This window comes from Actinokineospora xionganensis (genome assembly GCF_014323725.1).
In the GTDB taxonomy this organism is placed as follows: Bacteria; Actinomycetota; Actinomycetes; order Mycobacteriales; family Pseudonocardiaceae; genus Actinokineospora; species Actinokineospora xionganensis.
In genome coordinates, this window is record NZ_JABVED010000016.1 from 88,109 (window position 1) to 107,728 (window position 19,620).

Below are 19,620 nucleotides of genomic sequence, written 5' to 3' on the forward strand. Positions count from 1 at the left end.
GTACCGTTCGCCCACTTTCGATCGTCGACCATTCGCATGATGGTCAGGTTCAGGGGAGGCACGTTGCTTACTACCGTGACTCGTGTCGTCCTCGCGGCTGCGGTAGGCCTCACCATGGCTGTCTCCGCTTCCCCCGCGATGGCGCAAGAGCAGCCGACACCTCCGGTGGTCGAAGAGCCCACCGAGGTGGAGCGGCCGGAGCCGTTGATCTCGGCTGTGGCTAGCTGCGCCGAGAAGGTGGCGAGCCTGGACGTCTACGTCCTCGACAGTCGCGAAGACCCGTACTCGATCACGCTGCAGGGTGTCGGGTTCAACTTCAACAAGAGCCAGCCGACGGTCTACCTTCCCGATAAGGACCAGCACCACACCCTCTTCGCGAATCTTGCTCCCGGCCAGTACACGGTGCGCGCGGGCGGCCACCAGCCGTCTGACGACGTCGATGTGATCGTCAAGGAGTGCGCGGAGGCTGACCCCGCGAAGGGCGAGCTGAGCATCGAGGTCGAGTGCAAGGCGGGCTGGGGCATCGTCACCTTCGTGATCACCAGTCCCGCGACAGGCAAAACCATGCAGTACACGTTGAGCACGAGCGAATATCCCGGGGCGAAGTACGAGACGCTCACTCTTCCGGACGGCATGTTCCTCCGGATCACCGAGAACGGCTTCGAGGATGGCAAGTACTTCGCCACCCTCTCGGGCCCCACGCTCAAGGAGCCGATCACCGAGAAGTTCACCGTCGCGTGCGCGGCGGACAACGCGCCGAAACTCAGCGCCTTCGCGAACTGCGACGGCAAGGACGACATCACCTCGCCCGCGCCGCTCTACGTGGACGTGACGAACCCCAACCGCGCGACTATCGACTACACGATCAAGGTCGGCGGCGCCGAGCGAGTTCTCAAGGTCGGCGGCGGGGCGAACGGGTTCGTCGAGATGGACACACTGCCCGCGGGCGTGCACCGGGTCACGGTCTCCGGGTCCGACGGCACCGTGACGAAGACCGAGGTCGCGGTGGACGACTGCTCGGGCGTCAAGGTTGATGAGGACGGCCTGCAGGTCCAGACCCGTTGCGTCGACGGCAAGTCCGACGTGACCTTCCGGTTCTTCGACATCGGCGGGGATTACCCGGTCAAGCGCTCGTTCGGCGTCGACGGCACTGACCTGTTCGACTCGACGATCGAGTTCGACGCTGAGGGCCCATACCTGTGGTCCCGCCACACGGGTGAACTCGCCGACGGCGAGTACACCGCGCGGCTTGTCGGCGCCGGGCTGAACACGGTGGAGAAGTTCGCCGTGAAGTGCGCCGACCAGCCCACCACGACCGCCCCGTCGACGACCGGCCCGGTGCCGAGCACCACGCCCGCCCCGCAGGCGGGCACCGCCCCGGCGGTCGACGACACCCTCCCGGTGACCGGCGCGGCCGTCGGCACGATGGTCGCCCTGGGCCTCGCGGCGCTGGGCCTCGGTGGCTTCCTGGTGATCACCGCGCGGCGCAAGCGCACGTCGAAGTAGGTCTCCACTCGGGCGGGTCGGCGACGGCCCGCCCGAGTTGTCCACAGGCGAACACCAGACCCTGACGCGACCCCACCCCGCTCCCGTAGGCTCGCCTGGTGACCGTTTCCGAGCTGCACAGGTACACCCTGTCCAACGGGCTGCGCGTGGTGCTCGCCCCAGATTCGACCTCGCCCGTCGTCGGCGTGAGCGTGCACTACGACGTCGGTTTCCGGTCCGAGCCCGAGGGGCGGACGGGGTTCGCCCACCTCTTCGAGCACCTGATGTTCCAGGGCAGCGAGAGCCTGGAGAAGCTCGCGCACTTCCGGCACATCCAGTCCTCCGGCGGCACCTTCAACGGGTCCACCCACCCGGACTACACCGACTACTTCGAGGTCCTGCCGTCCGCGGCGCTGGAGCGGGCGCTGTTCCTCGAAGCCGACCGGATGCGCGCGCCGAAGCTGACCGAGGAGAACCTCCGCAACCAGATCGACGTGGTGAAGGAGGAGATCCGGCTCAACGTGCTCAACCGGCCGTACGGCGGGTTCCCGTGGATCCTCCTGCCGCCGGTGCTGTTCCAGACCTTCCCCAACGCGCACAACGGTTACGGCGGGTTCGAGGACCTCGAGCAGGCCACCGTCGCCGACTGCGCCGCCTTCTTCGACACCTACTACGCGCCGTCGAACGCCGTCCTCACGGTGGCGGGCGACTTCACCGTCGAGGGCGCGCAGGAGCTGATCGAGAAGCACTTCGGCGACGTCCCCGCGCGTCCCCGCCCGGAGCGGCCGTCGTTCGCCGAGCCGCCGCCCGCGGGCGAGATCCGCTCCGACCACGAGGACCGCCTGGCCCCGCTGCCCGCGGTCGCCCTCGGCTACCGGATCCCGGACCCGATCGACGAACTCGACGCCTACATCAACTACCTCGTCCTCGCAGGCGTCCTCGCCGACGGCGACGGCTCGCGCCTGCAGCAGCGCCTGGTCTACGGCGACCAGCTGGTCACCGATGTCGGCGCGGGGTGCGGCCTGTTCGGCCCGTTCGAGGCCCGCGACCCGGACACCTTCACGATCACCGCGATGTACTCGCCGGAGGTCGACGTCGACACCATCCTCACGGCCATCGACGAGGAGATCGACAAGCTCGCCAGCACCCCGCCGGACGCGGAGGAACTGGCCAAAGTGACCGCCCGCTGGGCCGCCACGCTGCACAAGGAGCACGACCGCCTGGTCAGCCGCACCCTCGCCCTGGGAGCGTTCGAACTCCTCTACGGCGACCCGGCCCTGGTGTACTCGCTGCCCGAGCGCATCTCCGCCATCACCCCGGACGCGGTGTCCGCCGCGGCCAAGTCCCTGCGCTCGGACTCCCGCGCGGTCCTGACGATCTCGCCCGCCCCCGGAGCCGCGGAGTGAGGTTCCAGCACACCGCTTCCCGGGGGTCGCGCGTCGAGGGCCCCGTGCCCCGCGCGTCGTGGTCCTTCCCATCCGAATCCACATCCCAGCGGGCGCGTCAGTCCGCCGTCACCGTCTTCGCAGGAGGAGTCCAGTGAGCCGCAGCGCCGACGAGATCGGGCGGACCGAGCGGGGCCCGCGCCCCCTGCCGCCCCTGGGCGAGCAGCGGGCGGCCACCGGTCTGTCCTCAGTGGACAAGGTGCTCGACAACGGCCTGCGGGTCATCGCCGTGCACCAGCCCACCGTGCCGATGATCGAGCTCCGCCTCCGCGTCCCGTTCGCGGGCGACGACCCGATGCACGCCGCCCGGGCCGAGGTTCTGGCGGCCACCATCCTCACCGGCACCGACAAGCGCGACCGGATCGCCTTCGACACCGACCTCGCGCTCGTCGGCGGCGAGCTGTCCGCGGTCGTCGACCCCGAGCTGCTGTCCATCGGCGGCAACGCCCTCGCCTCCGGGTTCGACACCCTCCTCGACGTCCTTGCCGACGCGCTCACCGGCGCGACATACCCCGACGACGAGGTCGAAGGCGAGCGCGGCAGGCTCATCGAGCGCATCACGGTGGCGCGCTCGCAGCCGAGCGTGATCGCCCGCCAGGCCTTGCAGAAGCACCGCTACGGCGACCACCCGTTCACCCGGGAGATGCCCGAGGCCAGTGACGTCGCCGTCGTCGAGGCCGCCGACGTGCGCGCTTTGCACACGGCGTGCGTCCTGCCGCGCGGCTCGGTCCTGGTGCTGGTCGGCGACGTCGAGCCCGCCCGCGCCATCGCCGCCGTCGCCGGCGCGCTCGGCGGCTGGCAGTCGGACAAGTCCGCGTCGGTGCTTCCCCCGCTGCCGGAGATCACCCCGCAGGACCTCCTGCTCGTCGACCGGCCGGGCGCGGTGCAGTCCCAGTTCCGCCTCTCGGCGCAGGCGATCAGCCGCACCGACCCGCGCTACCCGGCACTGCAGCTGGCGAACCTCGCCTTCGGCGGTTTCTTCTCCTCCCGACTGGTGGAGAACATCCGCGAGGACAAGGGCTACACCTACAGCGCCCGCTCGTCGCTCGAGTTCACCCCCGACGGCGCGACCCTGCTGGTCGACACCGACACCGCGAGCGCGGTCACCGCGGGCGCGCTGCTGGAGATCCGCTACGAGCTCGGCCGGATGGCCATGGTGCCGCCCACTGAGTCCGAAGTGGACACCGTGCGGCAGTACGCGATCGGCTCGCTGCTCACCTCGACGTCCTCGCAGGGCGGCCTGGCCTCCCAGATCGCCGCGCTGGCCATCCTCGGTCTCGGCGTCGACTGGCTGACCCAGCACCCCGACCGGCTCAAGGCGGTCACCGTCGAGCAGGTCGCCGAGGCGGCGCTGGAGTTCTTCGCCCCCACCCGCTTCACCGGCGTCATCGTCGGCGACGCGGCCAAGCTCACCGCCCTGCGGGCGCTGGGCGGGGTGACCCTGCAATGACAGCGGACACCAGGACCGGCGAGCCCTTCCGGCTCGCCGGTCCGCCCGCCCTCTCCCGCACGACGACCGTGCGCGACGAGATCGTGCGCAAAGACCCTGCCCGCCTCGACGAACTGTGGCGCGGCGGCAAGGTGCTGCTGCTCGACCGCACCGGCCGCACCCCGGTCACCGGCGACGCCACCGCCCTGGCTTTGCGCCACGCCTCGGCCATCCAGGCCGACCGCCCCGCCGAAGCGTCGCTGCTCGGTGAGCAGGGCGAGGTCGCCTACTGGTCCGTCCCGGCCGCCGAGCCGATGCGCCCCGACCCGGTGGTCCCCCCGAACGCCTGGGGATTGTGGCCCGGCGCGGTGTCGGAGGCAGGCGAGCAGTGGCACGACCTGCGCGGCATCGGCGCGCTCCTCAACGACACCGACGCGGGCCTGCTCACCGCCGCCGTCGCCCTGGCCAACTGGCACGCCCGCTCGCGCTACTGCGCCAAGTGCGCCCACCCGGTCACCCGCACCTGCGCGGGCTGGGCGGCCAAGTGCACCGGCTGCGACCGCGAGGAGTACCCCCGCACCGACCCGGCCGTCATCGTCCTCATCCACGACGACGAAGACGAGTACGTGCTGCTCGCCCGCCAACCCATCTGGCCGCCCGACCGGTACTCGGTCCTCGCGGGTTTCGTCGAGGCAGGCGAATCCCTGGAAGCCTGCGTCGAACGCGAGATGGAAGAGGAAGTCGGCGCCAAGGTCAGCGATATCCGCTACCTGGGCAGCCAGCCATGGCCCTTCCCGCGCTCGATCATGATCGCCTTCGCCGCCCAAGCCGACCGGACCGCCGACGTGCACCTGGCGGAAGGCGAGATCGAAGACGCCCGCTGGTTCACCCGAGCGCAGGTCCGCACCGCGTTCGACGGTGGGGGAGAGGGTGTTGGGCTCATCCTCCCGGGCCCGACCTCCATCGCCCACCACATGCTCCGCGCCTGGGTCGGGGAGTAGGCGCTCGAAGGCAGGCGCGGCTGTCAATCCGGTAATGGATATTCAGGAGTCCTGACTAACGTCCACTGTGGCTCGCAGGGTGCCCGCGCGGCGTGACCAAGTGGCACCCAGGACGGCCGCGAACGAGCAGCACATGACCGCTTGGTAGACCAGCGAGACGGGTGTGCTGCCCGCGATGTACGCCGCCAACTCGAGGTCGGACGACCACCACCCGGCGAGTATGCCCAGTGCGAATGCGTGCCATGCCAGGAACACGGCGCTGAACGCGAGCAGGGCTGCGCCCGGAGCCTGGTGCCGACGGGCGCGCAGCGCGGCGAACACCAACGCGGCGGCGTTGACAGGCAGAGCCGGCAGGGTCACCGCACCGAGTGTGGCGGCGTCGAATCTGTTCGGTTTCGCCTGGCGGTCCGCCGAACAACATCAGGCTCGCGCAGGTCTGCACGATCACGGCGCCAAGTCCCACTCGGGTAGGCCAGGGGGTGCGGCTGTCGTTCACCGTGGTTCCCTCTCGACGCGTGGATTGACGGCGCACACCTTCGCACGCGCCGCGCCCGGCAGGTATTGGCGGTGGCCGGATGCTTGGGGGTGGAGCACCCGTACCGGTGTGGCCTCGCGCTCACGGGCGCGAGGCCACACCCGTCTGTCAGACCAGAGACTCCTCCTCGACCACCGGCCCGGCGAACTGCGCCTGATACAGCGCGGCGTAAGCCCCACCCGCGGCCAGCAGCCCATGGTGGCTGCCCTGTTCCACGATGCGCCCGTCCTCCATCACCAGAATCAGATCCGCGTCCCGAATCGTCGACAGCCGGTGCGCGATGACGAACGACGTCCGGTCCGACCGCAGCGCCGCCATCGCGTGCTGCACCAGCAACTCCGTGCGGGTGTCCACAGAGGACGTCGCCTCGTCCAGGATCAGCAGGGCGGGGTTCGACAGGAACGCGCGGGCGATCGTGATCAGCTGCTTCTCGCCCGCGCTGATGTTCGATCCCTCCTCGTCGATCACCGTGTCGTACCCGTCGGGCAGCGAGTGCACGAACCGGTCGACGAAGGTCGCCCGAGCCGCCGCCAGGATCTCCTCCTCCGAAGCCGAAGGACGTCCGTAGGCGATGTTGTCCCGGATGGTCCCGTGGAACAGCCAGGTGTCCTGCAGCACCATCCCGACCTGCCCGCGCAGCTCCCGGCGCGGCATGGTGGCCACGTCGACGCCGTCGAGGGTGATGTGGCCCGAGTCGAGGTCGTAGAACCGCATGATCAGGTTGACCAGCGTGGTCTTGCCCGCGCCGGTCGGTCCGACGATCGCCACCGTCTGACTGGGTTCGGCCACCAGCGACAGATCCTCGATCAGCGGCTTCTCCGGCTCGTAGCGGAAGCTCACGTCCGAGAACTCCACCCGGCCGCGAGCGACGGTGGCCGCCGAACCGGCCGAGTCGGCGGGTTCCTCCGCGGCGTCGAGCAACTCGAAGACGCGTTCCGCGGAGGCGACGCCGGACTGCAGGAGGTTCACCATCGACGCCACCTGGGTCAATGGCTGGGTGAACTGCCGCGAGTACTGGATGAACGCCTGCACGTCACCCAGGCTCATCGTCCCCGACGCCACGCGCAGGCCGCCGACCACCGCGATCACCACGTACGTCAGGTTCCCCAGGAACATCATCGTCGGCATGATCAGCCCGCTGGCGAACTGGGCGCCGAATCCCGCCTTGAACAGTTCCTCGTTCTGGTCGGCGAACTGCCGCTCGACCTCGCGCCGCCTGCCGAAGACCTTCGTCAGGGCATGGCCGGTGAAGGCCTCCTCGACGTGGGCGTTGAGCTTGCCGGTGGCCCGCCACTGTGCGATGAACTGCTTCTGCGAGCGCTTCATGATGGCGCCGGTCACCGCGATCGTGAGCGGGATGGCGACGATCGCGATGAGGGCCAGCGTCGGGCTGATCCAGAACATCATGGCGAGCACGCCGACGACGGTCAGCAGCGAGGTGAGCAGCTGGCTCATCGTCTGCTGCAACACCTGGGAGACGTTGTCGATGTCGTTGGTGACCCGGCTCAACAACTCGCCGCGCGGCTGCTTGTCGAAGTAGGACAGCGGAAGCCGGTGGATCTTGTCCTCGACTTCGGCTCGCATCCGCAGCATGGTCCGCTGGACGACCCCGTTGAGCAGCAACCCCTGCGTCAGACCGAGCGCCGCCGACCCGACGTACAGCACGAGCACGATTGTCAGCACCGTGCCGACCGCGCCGAAGTCCACACCCTGGCCGGGCAGGACGTTCATCGAGGACAGCATGTCGGCGACCCGGTTGTCGCCCGCCGCCCGCAGGCGCTCGACGGCTTCCTCCTTCGTGACGCCCGCGGGCAACTGCTTGCCGAACAGGCCCTCGAAAATGAGATCCGTCGCCGTGCCAAGGAGTTTCGGGGCGATCGACATCAGCGCCACACTCGCCACGGCGAGCGCCAGCACCGCGAGCACCTTCACGCGTTCCGGGGCCAGCCGGGCGAAGAGCCGCTTCGCCGAGGGGCCGAAGGTCATCGACTTCTGCCCGACCATGCTCGACCCGAACGGGCCGCCGCGTCCCGGCCCGCCCATGCCCTGGACGCGCTCGGTCACCTTCATCGTGGTCATGCCGCGTCCTCCGCGCTGAGCTGCGAAGCGACGATCTCCGCATAGGTCGGGCAGGTCTCCAAGAGTTCTTCGTGCGTCCCGAGTCCGACGATCTCGCCGTCCTCCAGCACCACAACCTGGTCCGCGTCCAGCACGGTCGAGACCCGCTGGGCGACGATGATCACCGTCGAGTCGCGGGTGACCGGCCGCAGCGCCGCCCGCAGCCGCGCGTCGGTCGACACGTCGAGCGCGGAGAACGAGTCGTCGAACAGGTAGATCTCCGGCCTGCGCACCAAAGCGCGCGCGATGGCGATGCGCTGACGCTGTCCTCCCGACAGGTTCGTCCCACCCTGGGAGATCGGCGCGTTCAGCCCCTCGTCCAACGCCTCGACGAAGTCCTTCGCCTGCGCGATCTCCAAGGCCGCCCATAGTTCCTCGTCGGTCGCCGCGGGCTTGCCGTAGCGGAGGTTCGACGCGATGGTGCCGGTGAACAGGTACGCCTGCTGCGGCACGAGCCCGATCTTGCTCCACAGCACGTCCTGGTCGAGCCGCCGGACGTCCTCGCCGTCGACCCGCACGACACCGCCGGTGGCGTCGAAGAGCCGGGGGATCAGGTTGAGCAGTGTGGTCTTGCCCGCGCCGGTCGACCCGATGATCGCCGTGGTCTGCCCGGGCCGGGCGGAGAACGACACGTCGCACAGCACCGGGTCGGTCGCGCCCGGATAGGCGAACGACACCCCGTCGAAGTCGACCTCGCCGCTGGCATCGACCGTCATCACCGGATCGGTCGGCGGAACCACGGAGGAGTCGGTGTCGAGCACTTCCTTGATCCGCACGGAGGCGACAGCCGCGCGCGGGACCATCATCAGCATGAAGGTCGCCATCATGACGGCCATCAGGATCTGCATGACGTAGTTCAGGAACGCCGTCAGCGAACCGACCTGCATCAGGCCGTCGTCCACCCGGTGCCCGCCGAACCACAGCACGCCGATCACCGACACGTTCATGATGAACATGACGAACGGGAACATCGCGGCCATGTAGCGCCCGGTCTTGGTGGCCACGTCGGCGAGCGCGGTGTTCGCCCCGGCGAACCGCGCGGTCTCGAACGGCTCGCGGACGAACGCGCGCACCACGCGGATGCCGGTGATCTGCTCGCGCAGCACCCGGTTCACGTCGTCGACGCGCACCTGCATGTCCTGGAAGCCCGGGACCATTCGCTTGATGATGAAACCCAAGCCCACGAACAGGATCGGCACACAGACCAGCAGCAGCCAGGACAGCCCGACGTCCTCCTGCAGGGCCATGACCACGCCGCCGACCATCATGATCGGCGCGGCCACCATCATCGTGGTCGTCATCATCACCAGCATCTGCACTTGCTGGACGTCATTGGTCACCCGCGTGATCAGCGACGGCGCGCCGAATTTGGACACCTCGCGCGAGGAGAACGAGCCGACCTGGTCGAACACCCCCGCCCGCAGGTCACGGCCGAACCCCATCGCGGTCTTCGCGCCGAAGTACACCGCGACGACCGAGCAGGTGATCTGCACCAGCGACACCAGCAGCATCCACCCGCCGACGCGCACGATGTAGCCCGTGTCGCCGTTGACGATGCCGTTGTCGATGATGTCGGCGTTCAGGCTCGGCAGGTAGAGCGATGCCATCGTGCCGACCAACTGCAGGCCGACGACGTAGGTGAGCCAGGTCCGGTATCTGGACAGGTACTCCCGGAGCACCTTGATCAACATCTGTGTTCCCCCTCTTTGGTGACGCCGTGGAGCAGGACGAAGGCGATCTCGTCCGGTGTGATCTCGTCGAAGTCCATGCCGGGGTGCCGCGAGCCGAACACGAGGCTGCGGAGCGCGACCGCGGCGGTCTCGGGCGCCACGGACAGTTCGTCGCGGTGCTCGGCGAACATCTCGGTCAGGGCGGTGTGGAGCGACCGGTTGGCCTCGACGATGAACTTCGGCGGGCCGTCCGACGGGCGGTCGCCGGACATCAGGACGCCGCGGACGGCGATCATGACCGCCATCGTCTTGCGGAAGCGTTCGAGCAGGTGAGCGGTGATGCGCCGGACCTTGTCGTGGAGGTCGTTCGCTCCTTCGAGCGCTGCGGCAAACGTTTGCGCCCGATCTTGCGGGTTCATCGTCTCCTCGGCGGCGGCAACCATGAGGGCGCACTTGTCGGGGAAGGCCCGGAAGATCGTCCCCTCGGCGATGCCCGCCGCCTCGGCGATCTGTTTCGTGGTGACGGCCTGGCCGTGCTCGATGAGCAGGGGGATGACCGCTTTGACGATCGCCTTGCGGCGGTCGTCCGGGGTCATGCGTGGGGCTCGCTGCCGTTCCGTCACCTAGGCGAGTGTAATGAGTGAGTGCTCACTCATCAACTGGATTATCGGCGGACGCTGTCGGACCGGCTTTCAGTCAGCTGAGGTCGGCCAGCAGCAGTGGGAGGACGACCTCTTCGTCGACCGCCCAGCCCGCGCGCAGGGCCTCGGTCAAGACGGGCTCCCACGGCGCCGCCCCCGGATCCGGGCCAAGGGGCGGGAGGTCGACGTTCTCGGCCCTGGCCAGGTCGAGACCTTCGCGGTAGTCGTCGGCGCCCATCCGCCATGGGACGCCATCGGTCACGGCGAGGACGTGCCGGGTGAGCAGCAGGCCGGTGCGGTCGAAGTCGGCGTGACAGTGGATGACCGCTCCCGACGCGGCCAGCCGCGACAGGAGTTGGCGGGTGACGGTGTTCAGCCCGCCGGAGAGGCAGACCAGCGGCTTGGTCAGCCCGGCGTCGATCGCGGCCTCGACCAGGCGAGGGTTCTGGCACACCCAGACGACCGTTCCCGGCGCCACCAGGTCTCTCGGGGCGCCGCCGAGGTCTCGCAGGTCCGCGTGGCGCGGCAGCGGCAGGCCGACGCTCAGGACAGTGGCGGACAGGCCGTCCAAGGCGATCCCGCACCGCTCCCACAGGACGCGTTCGTCGTCCGCGGTCTTCGGGAACTCGAAGCCGTGCGCCAGGGCCGCGGCGCGGAGCACCAGACCTGCCACCTTCTGGCCCCGGTCCAACGCGCGCGGGTCCGCGGCCAGGTCGGTTCGGGCGATCCACTCGGTGGGGATCGCGCCGGGGGTGAGGGTGAGACGGGACAGGATCGCGATTGCCTGGGCGGCCGGTTCCGCCAGTTGCTCCGGCGGGAGCTTGGCATACCGGCGGACGTGGTCGATCCACAGCGACGCCCATGGGGCGCTCTGGAGTCCGGCCGCGGTCAGGGCTTCGGTGAGGATCTTGTCGGACCACTCGCGGCGGGAGGCGTCCACCGAGGGCTGTTCCGGGCTGAACACCACGGGTTCACCATGGACGGCCGCGAGCACCTCGCCCAGTCCACAATGGAACTCACCGGTGCGCAGCCGTTCGTCGAGATCGGCGACGACGATCGTGGTGCCGACCAGGGCGGTCAGCTGCCTGCCGATCAGGTCCGACACAGCCGCCGCGGCCGCCGGATTCGGCGCCTTGTAGCCGAGTTTGACCTGGCCCCGGGCGACCGCCTTGCGGGCCTGGCGCCACAGGACCTCGTACTCGGGCCTGCCGTAGACCTCGCGCATCGTCACGGGTCGTCGCGCTCCAGTCCGCCGCCGTCCCATGTGGTGTGCGTGCACGCGACGCCGTGGCCGGACTTGGGGCGCAGCACGTCGTAGATGTGCATGCGCGGGATGCGGTCGGACACGCCCCAGCCGCTGGGCCAGGTGATGACCCAGTCCATGTCGAGGTCCACGAGCAGGCCCAGCATCCGGGCGATGGTCGGGTCGTCGAGCCGCTCGAACGCCTCGTCGAGCAGGACCAGCCGCAGCGGCGACATGCGTGACGTCGCCGCGACACCCGCGCTGATCGCGCCGTAGAACGCCGCCGCGGCGGCGAAAAGCGTGACGTAGGAGATGAGGCGGGTCTCGCCGGAGGAAAGCTGGCGCAGTCGCCGCGAGCGTGGCTTGCCGTCCGGGGCGCTGTCGCGGACCCGCACGGTGAAGGCGAACCAGGAGCGGTAGTCCAGTGCCCGCGCCAGGATCTCCGTGTAGCCACCCGAGGCGGAGTCGCGCTCGGCTTCGATGCGGTCGGTGAACACCTGCTGCAGCCGGGCGTCCTGTTCCTCGCTGCGGTCGGCGAACGGCATCCGCAGCAGCCGCAGCGCCTCCACAGTGGACTCGTCGAGCCACGCGGCGGGCTGCCAGTCGAGTTGCACGTGCACGCCCTGGCTGGAGCGCGCGGTGTCGAGCACATCGTTCATCCGCCGGGTCAGATCTTCTGCCACCGCGATCTGGCCGGACAGCCGCTCGGCGAGCTCACGGACCAGGTGCAGGGCGAAGATCCCCTGGTACTGCTCGGTGAGGAAGCCGCGGCGCTCCGCGAGCCGGTCGGCGACCCGCTTGGCCGCGACCGCGACCGGAGCGGGGCCCTCCTCGGCGGACACGACGACGGTGAGGATGCCCGCGTGCCGCTCGGGCAGCACGTTGTGCGTGCCTGCCAGCGACGCCTGCAGCGCCTGCAGCTTGGTGATGACGTTCTCCTCGCTCGGCAGCCGTTTCGCCTGGGACACAGCGGTTTCCAGGAGGGCGAACGCCTCGTCGTCGTCAGCCGGGCGGTCCGCGTCGATCGCAGCGGGCCACACACCGGGCGCGGCCAGCGCGTCGGCGAAGGACCGCGCGGCTGTGGCGGCGGCAGCGCGCTTGCCGTCGATCTCGGCGACGCGGGTGTCGAGCAGGGTCTGCGTCTTCACCACCTGGTTGGACAGCTCCGTCGCGGACTTGCGGGCCGCGGGCAGCTCCTCCCGCGTGGTTCGGCGCTGCCGTTCCAGCTCGGTCAGCTGGCGGGCGACGCTTTCGGCCTCGCCGCCGATCGCGGAGGTCAGTTCGGCGAGCGCGGCCGCTTCCCGGTGGAACGCCACGCACTTCTCGTTCGCGACGGCCTCGGCGGTATCGCGGTCGTCGACGGCGGCATTGTGGTCGTGCAGCGCCTCGACCAGGTCGCGGACCGTTCCCGCGCACCGCTTGGCAAGCGCGTCGCGTAGGCTCTCGGCGGTACCCCTGGCCTGCGTCGCCGCGCGGTGGGCTTGGCGCAGCGCTTCGGTGTCGGCGGGCAGCCCGGCCGCGCCGGCGTCCTGGGCCAGCTCGGTCTCCATCGCCTTGACCCGGCCGTCGGCGCTGAGGTGCTCGGCGCGCAACAGGTCGGCCTTCGCCGAGGTCTCGGCGGCCAGCCGCTCGGACTCGATCGCGCTGACCCGCCCGGCGATGAGGTCGCGGTCGTCGGGGAACGCGTCGAGGTGCGACTCCCACACCTCGACGGCCTGAACCCGTTGGCGCAGCTCGGCTTCCGCGTCCGCCAACTGCTCGTGCATCGTTTCGAGTGCGACGCCCAACTCGGTGATCGACCGCTTGCGCGCGGCCTCCCGGGCGCCCGCGCCGACGAACTCCGCGTCCTTTTTGGACAGCGCGCCGGTGAGCACGCCCGCGCGCCACCGGCCCGACGACCACACGGTCAGCCCCGGGTGCTCGCCCTCGTAGGACACCGCGTCGAGCAGCCGCGCCACGACGTCGGCGGGAACAGGGCTGTCCGGCTCGACCGCGGGCGTCAGCACGGCGGACAGTGGCCGCGCCGCCTTGGTGTCCACGGTGGCGAGCACGTCGGAGACGGCCGGGTCGGCGAGACCGTCGGCGGTGACCCAGGCGTTGAGCAGCCCGCTGGCCTGTAGCGCCGCCTCGAGGCCGGGATCGGGCTTGCCCGCGGCGAAGTCGACCAGACGGTAGAACGGCCTGCCCGCGGCGGGGTCGCGCTCGGCGTCGGCGTACTGCGGCGCCGGGGGAGTGGCGTCGACGCCCTTGCGCAGCTCGATCAGCCGCGCCTCGGTGTCCTTGATCCGGCCCACGAGGTCGTCGACGACCTGGCGGGCGCCCACGACCTGCTGGCGCAGCGCCGAGAGGTGCGGCGCCGCCCACTGCCGCGCCGAGTCCCGTGCCTGCCTGCTGGCGTCCGGCACCTCTTCGATGCGGGCGACGGAAGGCTGACCCGGGGGGCGGGGAGCGTGGTCCTGGGCGAACGGGCCCGCCTTGCTCCACGCGCGCGCCTGTTCGCACCACATCTCCGCGCCGACGCCGAACCGTTGGCGCGCCTCATTTCGGCGGCCCGCGGTCTCCGTGGCCTCGATCTGCGCCTCGCGGGCCTTCGTCTGCAGGCGGTCGAGTTCGGCCCGCTCGGCGTCGAGCTTGCGCGCGCGCTCGTGCAGCGACATCGCCAGCGCGCCGCGCTGGGCGAGCTGGGACCCGGCCTCGGTGACCCGCGCGGCCGCGGCGGTCAGCTCCGCGTCCAGCTCGTCCGGGGCGATCTCCGGCGGCGTGCGGCGCTGGATCTCCAGCGGCTCGGCCTCCGGGTCGGGCTTGGCCCGCACCTTGTCGGATTTGGTGCGCGCCAAGGGCTTCGGTGCGACGGGAAGCGGTGGGCAGAGGATCGGGTCGAGCCCGGCGGCCACCAGTCCGTCCACTGTGGAGTGTGCGAGTTCGGTGGCGTCCTCGAGGTCGCCGCCGAGCCTGCGCAGCACGGTCAGCACGGTCTCGACCGCGCGGTCGGCGTGGTTGCGCTGGGTGGCGGCGTTGTCGAGTGCGGCGCCCGCCGCCTCGCGGGTGCGCTCGACGAGCCGCTCGCGGTCCTGCAGATCGCGCAAACCCTGGTAGGCGGGGAGCGACTTGAGCGAGTCGATGCTGTTCTCCAGCTCGGCGTCGCGCTCCTCCAGCAGCTGGACTTTCTCCTCCGCGCCGCGGTGCTTGCCGCTGTCGGTGGCGAGTTTCCCTTGCAGGGTGCGGATTTCGGCGTGCGCCTTGTCGAGGACGCCGTTCGCTCCGGCGGCCCGGCTGCCCGCCGCGTGCAGCGCGTTGAGGGCGTAACCCGAGTAGCCCGAGAGGAACGCGCTCATCGCCTCGTCGGCCGAGCTGAGCCGCCCGATGTTCTCCCGGATGGACTCCAAGTCCTCGAACGAGGTGGCGAGCTGCTCGACGACGCCGATGTCGAGCGGCGGCAGGGCGTCGGACAGGATCTGCTCGAGCTGCCCGTCCTGGACTTTCAAGCCGATGTCGGGGTTTCGCAGGGTGCGCTGCAGGTGGAGCAGGTCGCCGTAGCGGCCGCCGGGCACGCCGTAGACCGTCTCCGCGACCTTCGCTCGGAAGGCGGCCTCGTCGTAGATCCGATCGGCGCCGAGGACATCGCGCAGTGCGGCCGGACCCAGCGGGACCCGGTCGGCCGAGGCGAGCTGGAAGTGCGTGCCCACCCGGGAAGGCGTGACGAACCGCCACGAGTCGCTGATCTGCTGCGACGTGGCGGAGGCCTTCACGCCGATGCCGCAGGTCAGGTACTCGTCCTGACCGGCAGCGTCGGTGCGGTGCAGCTCGATCCACGCGTAGCCGATGCGGTTGGGGCCGCCGTCGTAGTCGTCGAGCATGAGCCTGCGGATCGACACCGTGCCCGCGCCCTTCGAGCCCAGGTAGCGCAGGTCGCCGTCGAGGCACAGCGGCAGCAGCAACTCAAGGGTGCGTGACTTGCCGGAGCCGTTGGTGCCCTGGAAGATCGCGCGGCCGCCGGAGAAGTCGAAGGTCTGCTCGCGGTACTGCCAGATGTTGACGATCCCGCCCCGGTGCAGCCGCCAGCGGCCCACCACCGGAGCCGCTGTCGGATCGGCCGTGGTGTCATCCGGCGTGCTCACGATGCCCCTTCCTCGTCGAACAGCGACCACCCCGGTTCGGGGGCGTACTGGACCGGCGTCACGGTGTTGCGCGCGGGTGTGTCGTCCGGCTGCGGCAGCCAGCGGTGCGCCGCCGGGCTGATGAGCCACCCGTCGCCGTCCGGTACCGCCAGCGTGAGGCGGGTCAACAGGTCCGCGATCGAGGCGACAAGTGTCTCCAGGTCTTCGGTGGCCTGACGGGCCCACGCGGCCGGGTAGTCCTCGACCAGATTCGCGCAGACCTCGCGCAGTCGGGCGGCCGACACCGGCACCCGCCCGTCCGGCCGGTCGGTCTCGTCGAGCAGTTCCGGCAGGGCGAGCAAGGCGATGCGAGCGACCGTACTCGTGCCGGGGAAGACCACGTCGGTCAGGTACTCCTCCGGGTCGGTGACGGCCACGCCCTCGGCGCGGGTCTCGGTGATCAGGCCGAAGCAGCGCTCCAAGACCACGGATTCGCGGCGCTGCCTGCGCAGCAGCCAATCGGCCTCGGTGGCGGGGAGGTCCGCGTGCAGCGTCACCGGGTTCTCGACCAGGCGGCGACGCACCGCGTGCTCGATCTGGCCCGGCGCCGCGGCGACCGCGACGAGTTCCTCGGCGGACTCGGCCTCGGCGAGCGAACCGGCGAGGAGCTGGCCGAGCAGGTCGGTGTGGATGGTGATCAGCGCCTCCGCGGGGGCTTCGCCGATCAGGGCGGCGACAGTGCCGTCGGTCTCGCTGATCACGCCGAGGCCGATGAGGTGGCGCAGCGCGGCGGTCAGGGCGCGGCGGTCGGTGATGTCGTCGACCACGGCGATGCCCGCCTCGCTCGCGGTGGCCCGCACGTCGGCGACCAGCCGCGACAGCAGCACTTGCCTGCCGACGCCGGTCAGCGCGGCCATGGTCAGGCAGACGTAGGCGTAGCCGCGGGGGGACAGGGCGGGCTCACCGCGGGTCGGGTCGGTGCCGGGGCCCGCTTTGTAGAGGCGGGCGAAGCGGCGTTCGACGACGAGCCGGTAGCCGAGCAGCGCGGCGAACATCTCCTGCAGCGCGGTGCGGTACCGGTACACCATCGGCAGCAGGTCGCCGTCCGGGCCGCCGGGACGCAGCAGCGGATGGCGAAGCAGGACTTTCGCGCAGCGGGCGACGTTGGCCGCGTCGATGTCGGAAAGGCCTGCGAGGGGGTCTCTGGCGTCAGCGCGCACCGCGCACCTCCGCCCGGGCGATGCCGACCGCGGTGTCGCGCAGGGTCAGGGTGCCCGAGGTGCTGCGGATCGTGGTGGTGCGGCCGGACTCCGGGGTGAGCGTGAGGGTCAGGCCGCGGACCTGGTCGGTGGCCGCGCCGGGGTCGTCGGCGCCCTCGCGCTGGGCCATGGCCAGGGTGAGGAGCTCGCAGAACGCGCCGAGCGCCTCGCCGGACAGGGTCACGTTGCCCAGGTCGGTGGCCGCGGCGGCGAGTTCGGCGGACGCCGACTCCCGGCGCTCGTCGGCCTCACGGGCCTGGGCGAGCAGGCCCTGCTCGGTGATCGGGTCGTCCATGATCCGCGAAGTCCGCCCGCGCGCGCCCCGGTCGCCTCGACCGCGCACGCTCACGGAGACGTCGACGGCGGGACCGTCGCGCCAGGGGGTGTGCTCGTCGTCGCCGTCGTGCTCCGGCGCGGGCAGCAGGTTGCGCGCGGAGTACATGCCGAAGGCTGCCGCGTAGATCGAGTGGGCTTCGTCGGGGGTGGCCGCGTCGAACCAGCCAGCGAGGCGGACCAGCTCCGCGCGCCTGCTCGGCAGCAGGCCGCCGCCGGTCGTGGCCCGGCGGACCGTCGCGAGGAGGGCGCCGATGGCGCGTGTCGTCGCGTCGCGCAGGGCGGTGACCTGGCTGGGGTTGCCGGGGCGGTCGGCGAACCAGTCGGTCAGGTCCTGCCAGTCCTTGTCGCGGCGGCCGCGGGTGCGTTCCACGGCTGTGCCCAGCTGCTCGGCGGGCCGCAGCAGGTTGAGCAGCTCCGAGCGGGCGCCCGCCAGGGTGGACAGGGTCGCGGCGATCTTCGGGGTGTGCCGCAGGACGTCCTCGACGACGACCTGGATGTACTCGACCAGCAGGTTCCGGAAGCCGGAGATCTCCTCAGGGGCCAGGTGGTGGCGGGTGAGGATCTGGCCGAGGTAGGCGTAGAAGTCGCGGACCGTGGCGGCCAGCTCGGCGTGCTGCAGGAACAGGGTGGTGACCCGCTCGGCCAGCAGCTCCCGGGCCCGGCGCGCGGGCAGCGACCCGGCGTCGAGCTGGGTGCGCGCCGACGCGGTGGCCAGCGTCTCACCGAGCTGGACCAGGCCGCGCTCGATGGCGGGCAGCAGCTCACGCGACACCTCGCGGGCGCCCTCGGGCACCCGCAGCAGCTCGTCGACGTCGCGCTGCACGCGCACGGCCAGCTTGCTGACCTGGTAGCGCATGCTGCCCTGCTGGAACTCGGCGATGCTCGCCGCGATCGTCTCGCGGCGGCCGTGCACGAGGTTGCCCCACTCCACGAGCTGTCGCAGCCGGGGAATCACCACGTCGACGTGCGACTCACCGATGTCGATGCGCCCGTCCCGCTCGGCGGCGGCCAGGGCGGAGGACACCTCGCCCGCCGAGAGGTCGGCCAGCAGGGTCGAGGTGAACAGCCGCATGATCGCGAGATAGGTGCGGTGGTGCTCACGCGGCTGCAGATAGGCGTAGAGCTGAAGCCTGTGCTCGGTGTCGGTCTCCTGCTCTGGCTCCACGGCGGCCCACGATAGCCAAGGGGGCCGACACCCGCGCACTCCGGGACCGGGCGCGCGATACGGTTCCCTCTCCAGGGGGAATCTTTGCGAGGAGGGCCCGTGTCGTCGGCGCGCGCTATCGGACTGCTGTTAGGCGTCGCCGCCGACGTCGTCCTGGGGGACCCACGACGCTGGCACCCGGTCGCAGGCTTCGGCACCGTCGCCCAGCGCGTCGAGCGGACGCTCTACCGCGACCACCACGTGCCCGGCATCGCCTACACGGCTGCCCTGGCGGGTTCGGCTGCGGCTTTGGGGGTCGCTGTCGAACGGGCGGGCAAGCGCCGCCCCTGGGTCCGGGTCCTCGGCACGGCGACAGCCACCTGGGTCGTCCTGGGCGGGCGCTCCCTGGCCGCGGAGGGCGCGATGATCGGTCGCCACCTCGACGCGGGAGCGGTGGAGGCGGCCCGGGAACGCATCCCCCACCTGTGCGGCCGCGACCCGAGCACCCTGGACTCCCCGGCGATGGCCCGCGCCACCGTCGAGTCGGTCGCCGAAAACACGTCCGACGCAGTCGTGGCCCCCCTGTTCTGGGGTGCCGTCGCAGGCGTCCCCGGCCTACTGGGCTACCGCGCGATCAACACCATGGACGCGATGGTCGGCCACAAGTCCCCCCGCTACCGCCGCTTCGGCTGGGCCTCAGCCCGCCTGGACGACCTCGCGAACCTCTTGCCCGCCCGACTGGCGGCGGCCCTGACGGTGATCGGCGCCCCCGTGGTCGGCGGCGACCGCAAGGGCGCCTGGACAGCCTGGCAACGAGACGCGGCAGCCCACCCCAGCCCCAACGCGGGTCGGGTCGAGGCGGCGTTCGCGGGGGCCTTGGAGGTCCGCCTGGGTGGACGCACGGTGTACCCGCACGGTGTGGAAGACCGCCCAGTCCTCGGAACCGGGCGCATGCCGGACGCGGGACATGTGACCAGAGCGGTGGAGTTGTCGAGGGTGGTGGGCGGTTTGACGGCCGTGGTGGCCGCCACGATCGCTTTGATTACAGGCAACAGGCGCAAGCACTAACCCGCCAGTTCCCAACGGCACCTGCCCTGCGCGGGCCGTGGCCGCAAATCACTGTGCCATCCGCGCCATCCGCACCCCACCAATTGGCGCAGAGGCGCACTCTGATGGCGCCACCCGAATCCAGCATGCCCGGCCGCATCGCAACTCAC

General features: G+C 70.8%; 13 protein-coding genes. 5 read left to right on the forward strand and 8 right to left on the reverse strand.

Going from position 1 to position 19,620, the window contains the following annotated elements:
- The first annotated feature begins 114 nt into the window (after nucleotides 1–114).
- The 4 genes from GPZ80_RS25075 to nudC all read left to right on the forward strand — a co-directional run bounded on the left by GPZ80_RS25075 (nucleotide 115) and on the right by nudC (nucleotide 5,360).
- The gene (locus GPZ80_RS25075; RefSeq protein ID WP_222719824.1) at nucleotides 115–1,506 is read left to right on the forward strand and encodes a hypothetical protein; all 1,392 of its coding nucleotides are present in this window, start codon (nucleotides 115–117) and stop codon (nucleotides 1,504–1,506) included.
- Between the two features lie 98 nt (nucleotides 1,507–1,604).
- The gene (locus tag GPZ80_RS25080; protein WP_187223533.1) at nucleotides 1,605–2,891 is read left to right on the forward strand and encodes a M16 family metallopeptidase; all 1,287 of its coding nucleotides are present in this window, start codon (nucleotides 1,605–1,607) and stop codon (nucleotides 2,889–2,891) included.
- 133 nt (nucleotides 2,892–3,024) lie between these two features.
- Nucleotides 3,025–4,380, forward strand: a complete 1,356-nt coding sequence (locus GPZ80_RS25085; protein ID WP_187223534.1) for a M16 family metallopeptidase — start codon at nucleotides 3,025–3,027, stop codon at nucleotides 4,378–4,380.
- Nucleotides 4,377–5,360 carry an NAD(+) diphosphatase gene (gene nudC, locus GPZ80_RS25090; protein ID WP_187223535.1) on the forward strand — a complete coding sequence of 328 codons (984 nt, stop codon included), beginning with the start codon at nucleotides 4,377–4,379 and terminating at the stop codon, nucleotides 5,358–5,360. The genes GPZ80_RS25085 and nudC overlap by 4 nt, the downstream gene beginning before the upstream one ends.
- A 42-nt stretch (nucleotides 5,361–5,402) precedes the next feature.
- Here the strand turns inward: nudC and GPZ80_RS25095 are convergent, their stop codons facing one another.
- From GPZ80_RS25095 to GPZ80_RS25130, 8 genes are all read right to left on the reverse strand, one after another.
- Nucleotides 5,403–5,720, reverse strand: coding sequence for a hypothetical protein (locus tag GPZ80_RS25095; protein WP_187223536.1), 318 nt, complete (start codon nucleotides 5,718–5,720; stop codon nucleotides 5,403–5,405).
- Between the two features lie 283 nt (nucleotides 5,721–6,003).
- On the reverse strand, nucleotides 6,004–7,938 hold the full coding sequence (locus tag GPZ80_RS25100; protein WP_222719840.1) for an ABC transporter ATP-binding protein: 1,935 nt from the start codon (nucleotides 7,936–7,938) through the stop codon (nucleotides 6,004–6,006).
- A gap of 32 nt (nucleotides 7,939–7,970) precedes the next feature.
- Nucleotides 7,971–9,704: an ABC transporter ATP-binding protein gene (locus GPZ80_RS25105; RefSeq protein ID WP_187223538.1), complete on the reverse strand. Its 1,734-nt coding sequence runs from the start codon at nucleotides 9,702–9,704 to the stop codon at nucleotides 7,971–7,973.
- Entirely contained in the window at nucleotides 9,698–10,306 is a 609-nt protein-coding gene (locus GPZ80_RS25110; RefSeq protein ID WP_312880565.1) for a TetR/AcrR family transcriptional regulator, read from the reverse strand. The genes GPZ80_RS25105 and GPZ80_RS25110 overlap by 7 nt, the downstream gene beginning before the upstream one ends.
- 73 nt (nucleotides 10,307–10,379) lie before the next feature.
- On the reverse strand, nucleotides 10,380–11,549 hold the full coding sequence (locus GPZ80_RS25115; RefSeq protein WP_246477466.1) for a DUF2399 domain-containing protein: 1,170 nt from the start codon (nucleotides 11,547–11,549) through the stop codon (nucleotides 10,380–10,382).
- 2 nt (nucleotides 11,550–11,551) lie between these two features.
- Complete coding sequence (locus tag GPZ80_RS25120; protein ID WP_312880566.1) at nucleotides 11,552–15,685, reverse strand: TIGR02680 family protein; 4,134 nt, start codon at nucleotides 15,683–15,685, stop codon at nucleotides 11,552–11,554.
- Nucleotides 15,682–16,884, reverse strand: a complete 1,203-nt coding sequence (locus GPZ80_RS25125; RefSeq protein ID WP_187223540.1) for a TIGR02678 family protein — start codon at nucleotides 16,882–16,884, stop codon at nucleotides 15,682–15,684. Before GPZ80_RS25125 ends, GPZ80_RS25120 begins: the two co-directional genes overlap by 4 nt.
- On the reverse strand, nucleotides 16,874–18,424 hold the full coding sequence (locus GPZ80_RS25130; RefSeq protein ID WP_312880567.1) for a DUF2397 domain-containing protein: 1,551 nt from the start codon (nucleotides 18,422–18,424) through the stop codon (nucleotides 16,874–16,876). The genes GPZ80_RS25125 and GPZ80_RS25130 overlap by 11 nt, the downstream gene beginning before the upstream one ends.
- A gap of 99 nt (nucleotides 18,425–18,523) precedes the next feature.
- Here GPZ80_RS25130 and GPZ80_RS25135 point away from each other — a divergent pair, with 99 nt between their 5' ends.
- Nucleotides 18,524–19,471 carry a cobalamin biosynthesis protein gene (locus tag GPZ80_RS25135; RefSeq protein WP_187223541.1) on the forward strand — a complete coding sequence of 316 codons (948 nt, stop codon included), beginning with the start codon at nucleotides 18,524–18,526 and terminating at the stop codon, nucleotides 19,469–19,471.
- Nucleotides 19,472–19,620: the final 149 nt, after the last annotated feature.

Excerpts from the sequence above, each read along its gene's own strand:
- GPZ80_RS25100 (WP_222719840.1), bottom strand. The coding sequence starts at position 7,938 with ATGGGCGGGCCGGGACGCGGCGGCCCGTTCGGGTCGAGCATGGTCGGG.
- nudC (WP_187223535.1), top strand. The coding sequence starts at position 4,377 with ATGACAGCGGACACCAGGACCGGCGAGCCCTTCCGGCTCGCCGGTCCG.
- GPZ80_RS25115 (WP_246477466.1), bottom strand. The coding sequence starts at position 11,549 with ATGCGCGAGGTCTACGGCAGGCCCGAGTACGAGGTCCTGTGGCGCCAG.
- GPZ80_RS25075 (WP_222719824.1), top strand. The coding sequence starts at position 115 with ATGGCTGTCTCCGCTTCCCCCGCGATGGCGCAAGAGCAGCCGACACCT.
- GPZ80_RS25105 (WP_187223538.1), bottom strand. The coding sequence starts at position 9,704 with ATGTTGATCAAGGTGCTCCGGGAGTACCTGTCCAGATACCGGACCTGG.